The 15,055-nt window shown below is 65.1% G+C and carries 12 protein-coding genes and 1 pseudogene; 10 read left to right on the forward strand and 3 right to left on the reverse strand.

Going from position 1 to position 15,055, the window contains the following annotated elements; all coding sequences use genetic code 11:
• From FQ755_RS35140 to FQ755_RS35170, 7 genes and pseudogenes are all read left to right on the forward strand, one after another.
• Nucleotides 1-708, forward strand: coding sequence for a paraquat-inducible protein A (locus tag FQ755_RS35140; protein WP_144162495.1), 708 nt, complete (start codon nucleotides 1-3; stop codon nucleotides 706-708).
• The gene (locus FQ755_RS35145) at nucleotides 701-2,359 is read left to right on the forward strand and encodes an intermembrane transport protein PqiB (RefSeq protein ID WP_144162499.1); all 1,659 of its coding nucleotides are present in this window, start codon (nucleotides 701-703) and stop codon (nucleotides 2,357-2,359) included. Before FQ755_RS35140 ends, FQ755_RS35145 begins: the two co-directional genes overlap by 8 nt.
• Nucleotides 2,356-3,123 carry a membrane integrity-associated transporter subunit PqiC gene (locus tag FQ755_RS35150; protein ID WP_144162502.1) on the forward strand — a complete coding sequence of 256 codons (768 nt, stop codon included), beginning with the start codon at nucleotides 2,356-2,358 and terminating at the stop codon, nucleotides 3,121-3,123. Before FQ755_RS35145 ends, FQ755_RS35150 begins: the two co-directional genes overlap by 4 nt.
• A 248-nt stretch (nucleotides 3,124-3,371) precedes the next feature.
• Nucleotides 3,372-5,471, forward strand: coding sequence for a site-specific recombinase (locus tag FQ755_RS35155; protein WP_144162505.1), 2,100 nt, complete (start codon nucleotides 3,372-3,374; stop codon nucleotides 5,469-5,471).
• A gap of 84 nt (nucleotides 5,472-5,555) precedes the next feature.
• Nucleotides 5,556-6,848, forward strand: coding sequence for a class I SAM-dependent RNA methyltransferase (locus FQ755_RS35160; protein ID WP_144162508.1), 1,293 nt, complete (start codon nucleotides 5,556-5,558; stop codon nucleotides 6,846-6,848).
• A gap of 200 nt (nucleotides 6,849-7,048) precedes the next feature.
• Nucleotides 7,049-7,435: a VOC family protein gene (locus FQ755_RS35165; RefSeq protein ID WP_144162511.1), complete on the forward strand. Its 387-nt coding sequence runs from the start codon at nucleotides 7,049-7,051 to the stop codon at nucleotides 7,433-7,435.
• A gap of 39 nt (nucleotides 7,436-7,474) precedes the next feature.
• A pseudogene (locus tag FQ755_RS35170) lies at nucleotides 7,475-8,261 on the forward strand (helix-turn-helix transcriptional regulator).
• A gap of 57 nt (nucleotides 8,262-8,318) precedes the next feature.
• Here FQ755_RS35170 and FQ755_RS35175 read toward each other — a convergent pair.
• Genes FQ755_RS35175 through FQ755_RS35185 form a run of 3 tightly spaced genes read right to left on the reverse strand, consistent with a single transcriptional unit; the run spans nucleotide 8,319 to nucleotide 11,266 of the window.
• A complete protein-coding gene (locus FQ755_RS35175; protein ID WP_144162517.1) occupies nucleotides 8,319-9,773 on the reverse strand; it encodes an NAD(P)(+) transhydrogenase (Re/Si-specific) subunit beta in 1,455 nt (484 codons plus the stop codon).
• Entirely contained in the window at nucleotides 9,773-10,099 is a 327-nt protein-coding gene (locus FQ755_RS35180) for an NAD(P) transhydrogenase subunit alpha (protein ID WP_144162520.1), read from the reverse strand. Before FQ755_RS35180 ends, FQ755_RS35175 begins: the two co-directional genes overlap by 1 nt.
• Nucleotides 10,100-10,123: 24 nt before the next feature.
• Nucleotides 10,124-11,266, reverse strand: a complete 1,143-nt coding sequence (locus FQ755_RS35185; RefSeq protein ID WP_144162524.1) for a Re/Si-specific NAD(P)(+) transhydrogenase subunit alpha — start codon at nucleotides 11,264-11,266, stop codon at nucleotides 10,124-10,126.
• 255 nt (nucleotides 11,267-11,521) lie between these two features.
• Between FQ755_RS35185 and FQ755_RS35190 the strand changes: the two genes are divergently transcribed.
• The 3 genes from FQ755_RS35190 to FQ755_RS35200 all read left to right on the forward strand — a co-directional run bounded on the left by FQ755_RS35190 (nucleotide 11,522) and on the right by FQ755_RS35200 (nucleotide 14,962).
• Nucleotides 11,522-12,022 (forward strand): NUDIX hydrolase, encoded by a 501-nt coding sequence (locus tag FQ755_RS35190; protein ID WP_144162527.1) that lies wholly within the window; start codon nucleotides 11,522-11,524, stop codon nucleotides 12,020-12,022.
• A complete protein-coding gene (gene mnmA, locus FQ755_RS35195; protein ID WP_144162530.1) occupies nucleotides 12,019-13,173 on the forward strand; it encodes a tRNA 2-thiouridine(34) synthase MnmA in 1,155 nt (384 codons plus the stop codon). Before FQ755_RS35190 ends, mnmA begins: the two co-directional genes overlap by 4 nt.
• Nucleotides 13,174-13,351: 178 nt before the next feature.
• Nucleotides 13,352-14,962, forward strand: coding sequence for an FMN-binding glutamate synthase family protein (locus FQ755_RS35200; RefSeq protein ID WP_144162533.1), 1,611 nt, complete (start codon nucleotides 13,352-13,354; stop codon nucleotides 14,960-14,962).
• Nucleotides 14,963-15,055: the final 93 nt, after the last annotated feature.

The following is a 15,055-nucleotide window of genomic DNA, read 5'->3' on the forward strand; positions in this document are numbered from 1 at the left end:
ATGAAATACGTCACCGCCTTGCGCGCGGGCCTGGTTTCCTGTCACGCCTGCGGGCAAGTGTCGCCGCGCATCCGCTCGGTGACGCCGCAGCATTGCCCGCGCTGCGGCGCGCGGCTGCATCGGCGCAACCCCGACAGCCTGATGCGCACCTGGGCGCTACTGCTGGCAGCCGCCTTGCTGTATATTCCGGCGAATCTGTTGCCGGTGATGCACACGTCGTCGCTGCTCGGCTCGGAAGACGACACGATCATGAGCGGCGTCGTCTATTTCTGGACCTCGGGCGACTGGCCGCTCGCCGTCATCGTGTTCATTGCCAGCATCATGGTGCCGATGCTCAAGCTGAGCGTGCTGGTGCTGCTCACGATCACGGCGCAGCGGCGCTCGCGCTGGCGTCCCATGCAGCGCACCAAGCTGTACCGCATGGTCGAGCGGATCGGCCGCTGGTCGATGCTCGACGTGTTCGTGGTCACGCTGACAGTGGCGCTGGTGCGCTTCAAGTCGATCGCCGTGATCACGGCGGGGCCTGGCGCGATCGCGTTCGGCTCGGTCGTGATCCTGACCATGCTTGCGTCGATGCAATTCGATCCCCGCCTCATCTGGGACACCACGGAAGGCGCGGACAAGACTGTGAAAAAAACGAAACGCGTGGCAGGCTCGAATCTCGCGCAAGGCAGCACCCAACAATCTCAGGACCCCAAACATGACTAGCCCGCAAGGACCGACGCCCGCCCCCAGCGCGCCGCGCAACGATTCGAACGGACCCACGCTGCCACCCAACCTGCCCGATCCCGAGATCGAACCGCGCAGTCACTGGCTGCCGTCGCTCGTCTGGGTGATCCCCCTGATCGCCGCGCTAATCGGCATTGCGCTTGTGATCAAATCGGTGACCGAGAAGGGACCCGAGATCTCCATCAGTTTCACCAGCGCCGAAGGGCTCGAACCGGGCAAGACCCAGGTCAAGTACAAGGACGTCAATATCGGCCTCGTGAAGAACGTCACGCTGTCGAAGGACCTTTCGCACGTCCTGATCCAGGTCCAGTTGACCAAGGAAGCCGAGAACTTCGCCGTCAAGGACACGCGCTTCTGGGTGGTGCGGCCGCGGGTCGGCGCGAGCGGCGTCTCCGGTCTCACCACGCTGCTCTCGGGTGCCTATATCGGCGTGGACGCCGGTCATTCGCAGGACTCGCAGAAGGACTTCGTCGGCCTCGAAACGCCGCCGCCAATTACCGGCGACCAGAAGGGCCATCGCTTCACGCTGCATGGCGACTCGCTCGGCTCCATCGACATCGGCTCGCCGATCTTCTACCGGCGCGTGCAGGTCGGCCAGGTGGTGGGCTTCTCGCTCGACAAAGACGGCACCGGCGTGACCATGCAGGTGTTCGTCGCCGCGCCATACGACCAGTATGTCGGCGTCAACACGCGCTGGTGGCATGCGAGCGGCGTCGACCTGCGGCTCGATTCGAGCGGCTTCAAGCTGAACACGCAATCGCTCGCCACCGTGCTGGTGGGCGGTCTGTCGTTCCAGTCGCCGCCGGGCCAGGCGGTCGGCACGCAGGCGCCGCAGAACATGACGTTCCGCCTCGGCTCGGATGAAACCGACGCGATGCGCGAGCCGGACGGCGTGCCGCTGCGCGTGGTGATGAACTTCAACCAGTCGCTGCGTGGGCTGTCGGTGGGCGCGACGGTCGATTTCCGCGGCATCGTGCTGGGCCAGGTGACCAACATCGGCATCGACTACGACCCGAAGACCAACAACTTCACCATGCCGGTAACGATGAACCTGTACCCCGACCGGCTCGGCAAGCGCTTCCGCGAAACGGCCCCGGCGCCGGGCAGCGTCGCCGGGCAGCAACTGCTGCAGCGTCTGGTGCAGCACGGCCTGCGCGGCCAGTTGCGCACGGGCAACCTGATCACCAGCCAGTTGTATGTGGCGCTCGACATCTTCCCGAAAGCGCCGCCGGCCACGGTCGACGTCAACAGCGATCCGCTCGAACTGCCGACGATCCCGAACACGCTCGACGAGCTGCAACTGCAGGTGGCCGATATCGCCAAGAAGCTCGATCAGGTGCCGTTCGACCAGATCGGCGAGAACCTGAACAGCTCGCTGAAGAACGCGGACAAGCTGTTCTCGCGCCTGAACACCGAGGTGGTGCCGGAAGCACGCGATACGCTGGCGGCCGCCAAGCAGACCTTCGGCTCGGCCGAAGCGACGCTGCAGCAGGACTCGCCGCTGCAATCGGACGTGCACCAGGCGCTGCAGGAACTGACCCGCACGCTGCAATCTCTGAATGCGCTGTCGGATTATCTGGAGCGCCATCCGGAATCGCTGTTGCGCGGAAAACCAGGAGATAAACCATGATGTTTGCCCGGCTCCCCCGTTCGCCGCGCGGGCTTGCCCGCGCCGCCGCGTGCCTCGGCGCCTGTGCCGGACTGCTGGCGCTCGCGGCCTGCTCTTCGTCGCCGCCGAGCCATTTCTATACGCTAGGCGCCGACGCCGCGCCCGCCGCCACCGCCACCGCCAGCAGCGCGGCCAGCGCGCCGCTGCTGATCGAAGTGGCGCCGGTCGACGTGCCGTCGCAGGTCGCCAAGAACCAGCTCGTGGTGCAGAGCGGCACGACCCAGGTGCAGATTCTCGAACAGGAACGCTGGGCCTCGCTGCCGGGCGACGAGATCCGTCGCGCGCTGTCGACGGATCTCACGCAACAGCTGCATACCATCGACGTGTTCGGCACCGCGTATCCGGAAGGCACGCCCGTATATCGGGTCAGCGTCAACGTGCAGCGCTTCGAATCGTGGCCGGGTTCGCATGCCCTGATCGATGCGGTGTGGAGCGTGCGCGCGGTGCGCACCGAGACCGTCATGACCTGCCGCAGCACCATCAGCGCGCCGGTGACGGCGGGCTACGACGCGTTGATCGACGGCCATCGCCAGGCCGTGCAGCAGATCTCCACGCAGATCGCGGCCGGCATCAAGGCCATGGCGGCCGCGGCGCCGCGCATGTCCACCGCCGCCTCGGCGAAGAATGCTTCCGGCGTGCCGGCAAAGATGGCGCCGGCCACCGTGCCCTGTCCGTTGCCGGTCGGGCCGAGTGCGGCAGTCGATGACGCCGGCATGAACGGCTGATTGCGCGGCGTGGCCGCGGCAGGCGTGCATGGCGCGTCTGCCGCGCTTTGAGCTTTCGCGCCGAACGCGGTACCGCTTTTCAGGCGAAGCACCCGCGTCCACGCGCCCCGCCCCGCGCTGACGGCGCGCATCGACGTCGCAGCGTCGAAATGGCCTATCCCATCCGGACAGCTTGCCGGATTCGTCCTGATTAGCGATCCTGAGCACTTCATCCCCAGGAGCGCGACTCGTCACGCGTTGAGCACCCCATGTTTCGTTCCATCCAAACCTTCGTCAAGAAATGGCGCGCGTCCCGCAACAGCGGGCACCAGCTCGACGCCCTGCTGGCCATTGCCGATCAGCACGCGCCCTACGCGGAACGCAGCGAATGGCTGATCGAGCTGGCGCACTGGATCCATCGCGGCGGCGCCGTGCAGCCCGTGGCGCAAGAACCGCTTGCCGACGACGCGCGCCGCCAGCCCGAACACGCGCGCCTGCGCTATCTGCTGCACGTGCTGGACCGCAACCCGGCGTGGAAGGCCAACGTGGCGGGCATCCTGCGTGCGCTGCTACGCGAGAGCGACGGCATTTCGCTGCTATGCGACGCCGGCATGCCGGTGCATTCGGCCTTCTTCGGCGCATTGTTCGAACGCTTCGAGTCGTCGCTGATTCCGCCCGCGCCGAACCGCCGCGATCTGACGGCCATCTTCACGCTGATGTTCACCTCGGCGCACGACGCCGACTGGATCGCCGCGCTGCCCACCGATCTGCTCGGCCGCATCCGCGATCTGTTCACGTATGAGCTCGACGCGCACAACCCGCGCGAAGGCGTGCCCTTCTCGCTCGACCTGCTGGCGGCGCTGCACAACCTGACCTGCCAGATCAGCTCCACCGGCCTGTCACAGACGGTGCGCAGCCGTCTGGGCGACGCCGACGTGCGCGTCGCCATGGAAAAGCAGCCGTTCTACCGCCTGACGCGGGCCATGCTGGCAGTGGAAACGGCGCATCACGCGCAAGTGGAAGGCGTCGACACCGGCAAGCTGCTGCACGAGGTCAACTATCTGCGCGTACTGCTCGACGAATGCCGCACCGCCACGGACAACGTCTTTAGCCACCTCTACCGCAACGGCGTGAGCGTCGACATCGTGTTTCAGGTGGAGCGCATGCGCATGCGGATCCAGCGCGCCGAGCACCTGCTGGACGCATGGATGGCGTCCGACGACCCGCACGCCAGTTCACGCCTCGTCGCCGGACTGGTGAAGGCCAACCATGCAAGCCAGAGCGTCGCACATCTGCTGCGCAGCAACTTTTCGCTGCTGGCGCGCAAGGTGGTCGAATACAGCGCCGACACCGGCGAGCACTACATTGCGCGCGACCGCGCCGAATACCTGAAGATGCTGCGCATGGCTGCGGGCGGCGGCCTTGTCACCGTGGTGACGGTATGCGTGAAATTCGCCATCACCGGCGCGCATCTGCACACGATGATCGAGGGCCTACTCGCCGGCATCAACTATGCGGCCAGCTTCCTGTTGATGCACTTCCTGCATTTCTCGCTCGCCACCAAACAGCCGGCCATGACGGCGCCGACCATCGCCCGCGAGCTCGACGGCGCAGGCACGCCCGAAGGCGTGGACAGCTTCGTGAGTTCGGTGGTCGCGCTGATCCGCACCCAGGCTGCGGCCGTGTTCGGCAACGTGATGCTGGTCTTCCCGGTGTGCCTCGGCGTGCAACTGCTATGGCACCTCATCTTCCACGCGGACATCATCGCGCCCGAGAAAGCTCACGCGACGCTGCATTCGTTCTCGCTGATCGGGCCCACGCCCTTGTATGCGGCGCTGACCGGCGTGCTGCTGTGGTCGTCGAGCCTGCTGGCGGGCTGGGCAGACAACTGGTTCGTGCTGCACCGGGTCGCCGATGCCCTCACCTACAACCGCCGTCTGCGCATGACCCTCGGGCCGGCCGGCGCCGCACGCCTCGCGAGCTGGTGCCGCTCGAACGTGGCCGGCGTGGCGGGCAATCTCACGCTGGGGCTGATGCTCGGCCTCGTGCCCGCCATCGTGAGCGCGCTTGCCTTCACTTTCGAAGTCCGGCACGTCACCTTGAGCGCGGGTTCGATCGGCGTGGCGCTCGGCGTGCTCGGCAAGGGCGCGTTCGATCTGCCGGAGTTCTGGTGGGCCATCGCGGGCGTGTGCAGCATGGCCGTCCTCAACGTGGCCGTCAGTTTCGCGCTGGCGTTTCATATGGCCGTGCGTTCGCGCGACTTGCGGCGCAACACGGTGCGCTCGCTGCGCGGCGCGATCTGGCGTCGCGTAGTGCGGCGGCCGCTCGATCTGCTGTGGCCGGTGAATGCATCGCGCGAAGGGCATTGATGGAGTGACGGCGCGGGCGCAGCGTCTGCCCGCCCACCCCGACCGCGTACAATAGCGCCTTATTCAACGCCTCCCGGCAACTTCATGTCCTTCGATTTTTTCATCCCCTGCCCTCGCGGCCTGGAAGCCGCGCTGGCGGCCGAGCTCGCCGAAATCGCCGCGCGCCACCTCAATGGCGCGCCGTTTACCGCGGGCGCGCAAGTCCCGGGCGGCGTGCATTTCCGCGGCGGCTGGGCGGCCGGCATGGCGGCCAACCTGCATTCGCGCATCGCCAGCCGCGTGCTGCTGAAGATCGCCCAGCGGCCGTATCGCAGCGAGCAGGATGTTTATGCCCTCGCGCTTGAGCAGCGCTGGGAGCAATGGTTTTCCGCGCAGGAAACGCTGCGCGTCGACGTCACGGCCATCAAGTCGCCGCTGCGCAGCCTCGAATTCACCACGCTGCGCGTCAAGGACGCGATTTGCGACCGCTTGCGTGAAGTGAGCGGTGCGCGTCCCAACATCGACACCAGCGCGCCCGACGTGCGCGTGTTCGCTTTCCTCACCGCCACGGACTGCACGCTGTACCTCGACACGTCGGGCGAGCCGCTTTTCAAGCGCGGCTGGCGTCTCGACAAGGGCGCGGCGCCGCTGCGCGAAAACCTCGCCGCGGGCATTCTGCGCCTGACCGGCTGGAGCGCCGGCACGCCGCTTTACGATCCGATGTGCGGCAGCGGCACATTCCTCGCAGAAGCCGCGCAAGTGGCGTTGAATATCGCGCCAGGCGCCGAGCGCCGCTTCGGCTTCGAAAAGCTCAAGCAGTACGAAGCCAAGACCTGGCAGGCGCTGAAAGCCGCGGCGCTGGATGCCAAACACGCCGCCCGCGCCTCGCGCGCCAATCTGCAGATTTTCGGCAGCGACATTTCCGGCGACATGCTCGTCAAGGCCCGCGCCAATTTCGAACGGGCGGGCCTGTCTTCGGTCTCGCTCAAGCAGGTGGACGCGCGCGGCATGGCGCCGCCTTCCACGGAACCGGGCATCCTCGTCGCCAACCCGCCTTACGGCGAGCGGATCGAAGTGCGCGGCCGCAACGCGCGCGGCGAGTTGCGCGAAACGCGAGAAAACCGCGAAGACGACAGCTTCCGCCGCGCCCAGGAAGAAGCGCCGGACAGCGAATTCTTCAAGTCGCTTGGCGACGCGCTCAAGCAGCGTTTCACCGGCTGGCACGCGTTCATCCTGACCTCGGATCGCAAGCTGCCCGGTCAGTTGCGGCTGCGTGAATCGACCAAGACACCGCTCTTTAACGGCGCACTGGAATGCCGCCTGTTCCGCTTCGATCTGATTGCCGGCAGCGTCAGGCAACGTCCGGCGAACCCGGCGAACGACGTGCCGGCGGATTGATATAAGCGGCTTTTACACGCTGGTCGCGAGGCTGCGGACGTCAAGTCCGCAGCCTCTTTTGCTTTGAATGGACCGAAACGCTCAACGCTACTGACAGACCGTTGTCAGTAGCCCCGCCGCACACTTCTGATCACGCCATCCGGCGCATCGCAAAGGTCGAAGCTGGCGCAACCCAGCCCGATCCGCCCAAGGAGAATGCAATGTCAGAAGCCGCCAGCCACATCGTTTCCTGGTTCGAAATTCCCTCCACCGATTTCGAGCGCGCCGCGCGTTTCTACGAGACCGTGCTGGGCACCGCGCTGCGCCGCGAGAATTTCGGCGATCAACCGATCGGCATCTTCCAGTACACCGAACCGGCCACCGGCGGCTGCATCGTTCATAGCCCGACGGTCAAACCTTCCGCCGACGGCGTGGTCGTCTATCTGAATGCGCAGCCGAATGTCGACGCCGTACTGGCACGCGTCGAGAAAGCCGGCGGCAAAGTGCAAGGGCCAGCCATCGAGCTGCCTCGGAACATCGGCTATATCGGCTTCTTTATCGACACCGAAGGCAACCGCATCGGACTGCATTCGCCGAAGCATGGCTGACGGACTCGCCACCGGCGAAGCGGAATCCGCCCGCCGCGCATGGCCCTTTGCGATCCCGCTGCGCGCACGGTCTTCGCGCAGCGCTATCATCGCGAAATCGCCTTCCACCCTGACAAACACGCCCCCGATGACGCGCCGTGCCGACCGCCTGTTTCAGATCGCCGAACTGCTGCGCGGCCGGCGTCTGACGACCGCGCAGCAGCTTGCCGACTGGTTGCATATCTCGCCGCGCACGGTCTATCGCGACGTGCGCGACCTGCAGTTGTCGGGCGTGCCGATCGAAGGGGAAGCGGGCATTGGCTATCGTCTGAGCCGCTCGGCCAGCCTGCCGCCGCTCACCTTCACCGTCGAGGAGCTCGCCGCGCTGGCCGCCGGCGCGCGCATGCTCGAAACCTGGGGCGGCGCGAGTTTCGCCAAAGGGGCGCGCGGCGCGCTGGCGAAAATCGCCTCCGCGATGCCCGCCGACAAACGCGCGACGCTCGAACGGCTGCCGATTTTCGCGCCGTCGTTTCACATCAAAGGGGAGTTCGCCGGGAAGGTCGACGCGGTGCATCTCGCCATCAACGACAAACGCGTCGTGAGCTTCGCCTATCGCGACCGCAAAGGCGCGCATTCGCAGCGGCGCATCTGGCCGCTCGGACTGTTTTATTGGGGCGCGCGCTGGACCATCGGCGCGTGGTGCGAGTTGCGCGGCGACTTCCGCAATTTCGACGTCGAAGAGATTCGCGAGTTGCAGGTGCTCGAGCCGTTTGCGGATATGGAAGGCAGACGGCTCGCGGATTTTCTGCGGCACGTCGAAGTGAAACCCGGGGTGAAACGACAGTGATTCCGATGCAGGTTCGGGCCGTAAAAATCGCGGCCCAAAACCCGCCGTCGATCGTCCTCACTCCACTGACTTCACCATGTCCTCGATCACCTTCTTGGCGTCGCCGAACACCATCATGGTCTTGTCCATATAGAAGAGGTCGTTGTCGAGACCCGCGTAGCCGGCCGCCATCGAACGCTTGTTGACGATCACCGTGCGCGCCTTGTACGCCTCGATGATCGGCATGCCGGCAATCGGCGACTTCGGATCGTTCTTGGCCGCCGGATTCACCACGTCGTTCGCGCCGAGCACCAGCACCACGTCCACCTGGCCGAACTCGCTGTTGATGTCGTCCATCTCGTAGACCATGTCGTAGGAGACTTCGGCTTCGGCGAGCAGCACGTTCATGTGACCCGGCATGCGGCCTGCCACCGGATGAATCGCGTAGCGCACGTCGATGCCTTTCTCGGTCAGCTTGTCGGTGAGTTCCTTCAGCGCGTGCTGCGCGCGTGCCACGGCAAGCCCGTAGCCCGGCACGATCACCACGGTTTCGGCATTGCCGAGCATGAACGAGGCATCCTCAGCTGAGCCCGACTTCACCGGCCTTTGCTCCTGCGCGCCGCCTGCGGCCGCCGCGCCCGCTTCCGCGCCGAAGCCGCCCAACAGCACGTTGAAGAACGAGCGGTTCATCGCGTGGCACATGATGTACGAAAGAATCGCCCCGGACGATCCCACCAGCGAGCCGGCGATGATCAGCATCGGATTGTTCAGCGAGAAGCCGATGCCTGCCGCCGCCCAGCCCGAGTACGAGTTGAGCATCGACACGACCACCGGCATATCCGCGCCGCCGATCGGAATGATGATCAGCACGCCGAGCGCGAACGCGATCAGCGTCATGATGATGAACGGCAGCCACGACTGCGTGAGAAAAAAGATCACGCCGAAGCCGATCATGCCGATCGCCAGCATCAGGTTGATCAGATGCTGGCCCGGATACACCACCGGCGCGCCCTGAAACAGACGGAACCTGTATTTGCCGGAGAGCTTGCCGAACGCGATCACCGAACCGGAAAAGGTAATGGCACCAACAAACGTGCCGATGAACAGCTCGATCCGGTTGCCATACGGCAGAAAACCGGGAATCGGATTGTCGGGGTCGACGAGGCCAAACGCCGACGGCTCCGACACCACCGCATACGCAATACACACCGCCGCGAGGCCGATCAGCGAGTGCATGGCGGCGACCAGTTCGGGCATCTTGGTCATCTCGACGCGCGCCGCGACGAACGCCCCGATCGCCCCGCCCACCACCAGCGCCGCGAACAGCAGCCCGAGGCCGAGTCCGAGATTCGAGCCGAGGCCGGCCGCCTGCTTGAGGATCAGCGCGATGGTGGTGAGGATCGCAATCGCCATCCCGGCCATGCCGAAGGTGTTGCCGATGCGCGCCGTCTTCGGATTCGAGAGCCCTTTGAGCGCCTGAATGAAGCAGACCGAAGCAACCAGGTAAAGCAGCGTGACGACGTTCAGACTCATTACGCGTTCTCCTTGGCGGCTGCGGGCAGCTTCTTCGGTTCTTTCTTCCTGAACATCTCCAGCATTCGCCGGGTGACAAGAAAGCCGCCAAACACGTTGACCGCGGCCAGTGCGACCGCCAGGGTCCCGAAAAACTTGCCTGTGCCGCCCACCGTCAGGCCGGCCGCCAGCATCGCGCCCACAATGACGATCGCGGAAATCGCATTGGTCACCGCCATCAGCGGCGTGTGCAGCGCGGGCGTGACATTCCAGACCACGTGATAGCCCACGTAGATCGCGAGAATGAAGATGATCAGGTTGATGACCGTATGGTTGATGACTTCCATCGCCGTTCTCCCAGGAAGTGTGTCTTATGCCTTGCGGATGACTTCGCCGTCACGGGCCAGCAGCGTGGCCGCGACGATGTCATCCGCGAGATCGATGTTGAGTGCGCCTTCCTTGTCGACGATCAGCTTCAGGAAGTCGAGCAGATTGCGCGCGTAGAGCGAAGAAGCGTCGGCGGCCACCATCGAAGCGAGGTTGGTGTAGCCGACAATCTGCACGCCATTTCTGGTCACGATCCTGTCGGCTTCCGTCAGCGGGCAGTTGCCGCCGCGCCGGCCTTCGTACTCGGGGCCACGACCGGCGGCCAGATCCACCAGCACCGAGCCGGGTTTCATGGCCTGCACGGTTTCGACGGAAATCAGCGTCGGCGCGGGACGGCCCGGAATCAGCGCGGTGGAAATGACGATATCGGCCTGTTTGGCGCGTTCGTGGACAAGCGCCCCCTGGCGCGTCAGCCACGAAGGCGGCATCGGCCGCGCATAGCCGCCGACGCCTTGCGCGGCCTCGCGCTCCTCGTCGGTTTCATAGGGCACGTCGAGAAATTTGGCGCCGAGCGACTCGATCTGCTCTTTCACGGCTGGACGCACGTCCGAGGCTTCGATCACGGCGCCGAGGCGCCTGGCGGTCGCGATGGCCTGCAAACCCGCCACGCCGGCGCCGAGGATCAGCACGCGCGCCGCCTTCACGGTGCCGGCGGCGGTCATCAGCATCGGCATGAAGCGCGGGTAGAGGTCGGCGGCGAGCAGCACGGCTTTGTAGCCGGCAATGTTCGCCTGGGATGACAGCACGTCGAGACTTTGCGCCCGCGTCGTGCGCGGCGCGGCTTCCAGAGCGAAAGCGGTCACCCCGGCGGCGGCGAGGCTGGCCGCGTTGTCGGCATTGAAAGGATCGAGCATGCCGATCAGCACCGCGCCGCGCTTCAGCTGCGGCAACTCGGCTTCAGTCGGCGATTGGACTTTGAGGACGAGATCGGCGCCGAACGCACTGGCTGCATCGACGAGTTCCGCGCCCGCCGCGCTGAAAGCCTCGTCAGGGAAGCTGGCGCCCGTTCCGGCACCGCTCTGGACGGTGACCCGGTGGCCCTGCGACACGTATTTCCTGACCGTCTCGGGGGTGGCGGCGACGCGTGTTTCGTGCGCGCGTGTCTCGGCTGGCACTCCAATGTGCATCTTTGACTCCTCCTCGGCCTTGCTGTTATTACGACAGAGCTGCCGACGAGGCACGCCGGCTTGCAATTGCAACGGCTAACGACACCACTTTAACCGAAACAGGGGGGCGCACCGAAATCAGGGACAATCCGGGGGGCCGCCGCGGCAAGGGCAGCAGCAAGGGCAACGACAGGGCGACACGGCATGGCCGCGCAGAGGGTCCCGCCCCGCCCGCTTGCGGGCAGCCAGGCGCCATAAACGGTAAAATACCGCCCCATGAATCCGGAAACCTGGGCTGCGCACGTCACCGTGGCCGCCATCGTCGAGCGCGACGGACGCTTCCTCCTCGTCGAGGAACATACGGACGACGGGCTGCGTCTGAACCAGCCCGCCGGCCATCTGGAGGCGGGCGAAACGCTGGCCGAAGCGGTCGTGCGCGAAACCCTCGAAGAATCGGCGCATCACTTCACGCCCGAAGCGCTGGTAGGCGTGTATGTGGCGCATTTCGGGCGGCCGGACAGTTCGGGCGCCACCTATCTGCGCTTCACGTATTGCGGCAGCGTCGGCGAGGCTGAGGTCAACCGCGCGCTCGATCCCGATATCGTCCGCACGCTGTGGATGAGCGCGGAGGAATTGCGCGCGTGTCCCGAACGGCATCGCACGCCGCTCGTGATGCGCTGTATCGACGATTACCTCGCAGGCCGGCGTTTCCCGCTCGACTTCGTGCATACGCATTCGGTCGGCCCCACCCGATCCAGCAAGTCAGGCACACAATGAGCAAGCAGAAAGTCGTAGTAGGCATGTCGGGCGGCGTCGATTCGTCGGTCACCGCATGGCTGCTCAAAGAGCAGGGTTACGAGGTCGTCGGCCTGTTCATGAAGAACTGGGAAGACGACGACGACAGCGAGTACTGCTCGACCCGGCAGGACTGGATCGACGTCGTCTCGGTGGCCGATCTGATCGGCATCGACGTCGAAGCGGTCAACTTCGCCGCCGAATACAAAGACCGCGTATTCGCCGAATTCCTGCGCGAATACTCGGCGGGCCGCACGCCGAATCCGGACGTGCTGTGCAACGCCGAGATCAAGTTCAAGGCCTTCCTCGATCACGCCATGACGCTCGGCGCGGAAACTATCGCGACTGGCCACTATGCGCGCGTGCGTGAGGTCGAAGGCCGCTTCGAACTGCTGAAGGCGTTCGACCATACGAAAGACCAGTCGTACTTCCTGCATCGCCTGAACCAGGCCCAGTTATCGAAGACGATGTTTCCGCTCGGCGAGATCCCCAAGACGAAGGTGCGCGAGATCGCCGAACAGATCGGCCTGCCGAACGCGAAGAAAAAAGATTCGACCGGCATCTGCTTTATCGGCGAGCGGCCGTTCCGCGATTTCCTGAACCGCTATCTGCCCACCAAGCCGGGTCCCATGAAGACCACCGACGGCAAGGTGGTCGGCGAGCATATCGGCCTCGCGTTCTATACGTTCGGCCAGCGCAAGGGCATTGGCCTCGGCGGCAGCAAGGAAGGCAGCGGCGAGCCGTGGTTCGTCGCGGGCAAGGATATTCCGTCGAACACGCTGTATGTCGCCCAGGGTCACGATCATTCGTGGCTGCTGAGCCATAGGCTGAGCGCGGGCAATACCAGCTGGGTCGCCGGCCAGCCGCCCGCCGAAGAGTTCGCCTGCGGGGCAAAAACGCGCTACCGCCAGGCCGATGCCGCCTGCACGTTCAGCACGGCGGGCGAAACGGACGGCCATTTCGCGCTCAATTTCGACGACGCGCAGTGGGCTGTCACACCCGGGCAATCGGCCGTGCTCTACGATGGCGAGATCTGTCTGGGCGGCGGCATCATCGAGCACGCCGTGACGGCGCAGCTGGTGCAACCGGCGGCCAGGACGCCGCAGACCGCCGCGCTGCTCAGCGCCCGGTAAGCCGCTCATGCGAAGGGCCGCGCGGTTCGTTATGCGCGCGGTCCGCTGCATGACGGCGGCCTCAATAGCCGCAAAAACTGCATGACAAGCAGGAAAATCAGCCACACGCTGCGTGCAGCGCAGCAACATAACAATCAGCGCCATCAGCGGTCAACCCGCTCTCTGCAACGGAGTCCCCATGTTTTCTCGACGTTATCTGGCCATGTGGTGCGCGGTTGTGCTGCTCGTCGCCGTAGCCGCGCTCGCTGCCGCGCAACATCTGTCGTGGTTCTGGATCATCGTTCCGGTCTTGCTCGTCGCGCTCGGTATTTTCGATCTGGCCCAGCCACGCCACGCCATCCTGCGCAACTACCCGCTGTGGGGCCATTTCCGTTTCATGTTCGAATTCATCCGGCCGGAAATTCGCCAGTATTTCGTCGAGGACGACACGGACGAAAAGCCGTTCTCGCGCGCCCAGCGCAGCATCGTCTATCAGCGCGCGAAAAATGATGTGGACAGCCGCCCCTACGGCACCGAACTCGATGTCAGAGCCGTAGCGCACGAGTGGATCAGCCACTCGCTCGCGCCCACCCAGCTCGATGGTCACGACTTCCGCGTGGTGGTCGGCCCGGACCGCCAGCAGCCTTATTCGATGTCGATCTTCAACGTGTCGGCGATGAGCTTCGGCTCGCTCTCAGCCAACGCAATCATGGCGCTCAACCTCGGCGCGAAGAAGGGCAACTTCGCACACGACACCGGCGAAGGCTCGATGTCAAAGTATCACCGCGAGCACGGCGGTGACATCATCTGGGAAATTGCTTCGGGCTACTTCGGATGCCGCAACGACGACGGCACGTTCAATCCGGACAAGTTCGCGAAGCAGGCGCGCGAACCGCAAGTGAAGATGATCGAGGTGAAGCTCTCGCAAGGCGCGAAACCGGGTCACGGCGGCGTGCTGCCGGCCGCCAAGATCACGCCGGAGATTGCCGAGACGCGCGGCGTGCCGATGGGCCGCGACTGCATTTCGCCCGCCACACACTCCGAGTTTTCCACACCGCGCGGCCTGCTCGAATTCGTCGAACGCCTGCGCAATCTGTCAGGCGGCAAGCCCACCGGCTTCAAGCTGTGTATCGGCCATCCGTGGGAGTTTTTCGGCATTGCCAAGGCGATGCTGGAAACGGGCATTCTGCCGGACTTCATCGTCGTGGACGGCGCGGAAGGCGGCACCGGCGCGGCGCCGCTGGAATTCACCGATCACGTCGGCGTGCCGCTGCAGGAAGGACTGCTGCTGGTGCACAACACGCTGGTCGGCATCGGCCTGCGGCAACGGATTCGCATTGGCGCGAGCGGCAAGATGATCACCGCGTTCGACATCACCAAGACTTTGGCGATTGGCGCGGACTGGGTCAACTCGGCGCGCGGCTTCATGTTCGCGGTGGGTTGCATCCAGGCGCAGACGTGTCACACGGGCCGCTGTCCGACCGGCGTCGCCACCCAGGACCCGGTGCGCCAGCGCGCCCTCGTGGTGCAGGACAAGTCCGACCGCGTCTTCAACTTCCATCACAACACGCTGCACGCGCTGCAGGAAATCATCCAGGCCGCCGGCCTCAAGCATCCGGCCGAATTGCGCGCGCATCACATCGTGCGGCGCGTGTCCTCGCATGAGGTCAGCCTGATGTCGGATCTGCTGAAGTATCTGGAACCGAACGATCTGCTGAACGGGAAGTACCGCTACTCGATCTACGAGAAGTGGTGGCCGATTGCGAGCGCCGACACGTTTGCGCCGCAAGTGGAACTCGCGGCGACCTGACGCGGCGCGCCATGCGCCCTCGCGGCGCATGGGGATCTTGCGGCTTTGCACCTCTGCCCCGCGCGCACGGCTCCGCCCTGGTCGTGCCATGCC

The sequence above is a fragment of the Paraburkholderia sp. BCC1885 genome, from assembly GCF_900996235.1.
In the GTDB taxonomy this organism is placed as follows: Bacteria; Pseudomonadota; Gammaproteobacteria; order Burkholderiales; family Burkholderiaceae; genus Paraburkholderia.

Coding starts and splice junctions, on each gene's coding strand:
- FQ755_RS35140 (WP_144162495.1), top strand. CDS start 1: ATGAAATACGTCACCGCCTTGCGCGCGGGCCTGGTTTCCTGTCACGCC.
- FQ755_RS35145 (WP_144162499.1), top strand. CDS start 701: ATGACTAGCCCGCAAGGACCGACGCCCGCCCCCAGCGCGCCGCGCAAC.
- FQ755_RS35150 (WP_144162502.1), top strand. CDS start 2,356: ATGATGTTTGCCCGGCTCCCCCGTTCGCCGCGCGGGCTTGCCCGCGCC.
- FQ755_RS35155 (WP_144162505.1), top strand. CDS start 3,372: ATGTTTCGTTCCATCCAAACCTTCGTCAAGAAATGGCGCGCGTCCCGC.
- FQ755_RS35160 (WP_144162508.1), top strand. CDS start 5,556: ATGTCCTTCGATTTTTTCATCCCCTGCCCTCGCGGCCTGGAAGCCGCG.
- FQ755_RS35165 (WP_144162511.1), top strand. CDS start 7,049: ATGTCAGAAGCCGCCAGCCACATCGTTTCCTGGTTCGAAATTCCCTCC.
- FQ755_RS35175 (WP_144162517.1), bottom strand. CDS start 9,773: ATGAGTCTGAACGTCGTCACGCTGCTTTACCTGGTTGCTTCGGTCTGC.
- FQ755_RS35180 (WP_144162520.1), bottom strand. CDS start 10,099: ATGGAAGTCATCAACCATACGGTCATCAACCTGATCATCTTCATTCTC.
- FQ755_RS35185 (WP_144162524.1), bottom strand. CDS start 11,266: ATGCACATTGGAGTGCCAGCCGAGACACGCGCGCACGAAACACGCGTC.
- FQ755_RS35190 (WP_144162527.1), top strand. CDS start 11,522: ATGAATCCGGAAACCTGGGCTGCGCACGTCACCGTGGCCGCCATCGTC.
- mnmA (WP_144162530.1), top strand. CDS start 12,019: ATGAGCAAGCAGAAAGTCGTAGTAGGCATGTCGGGCGGCGTCGATTCG.
- FQ755_RS35200 (WP_144162533.1), top strand. CDS start 13,352: ATGTTTTCTCGACGTTATCTGGCCATGTGGTGCGCGGTTGTGCTGCTC.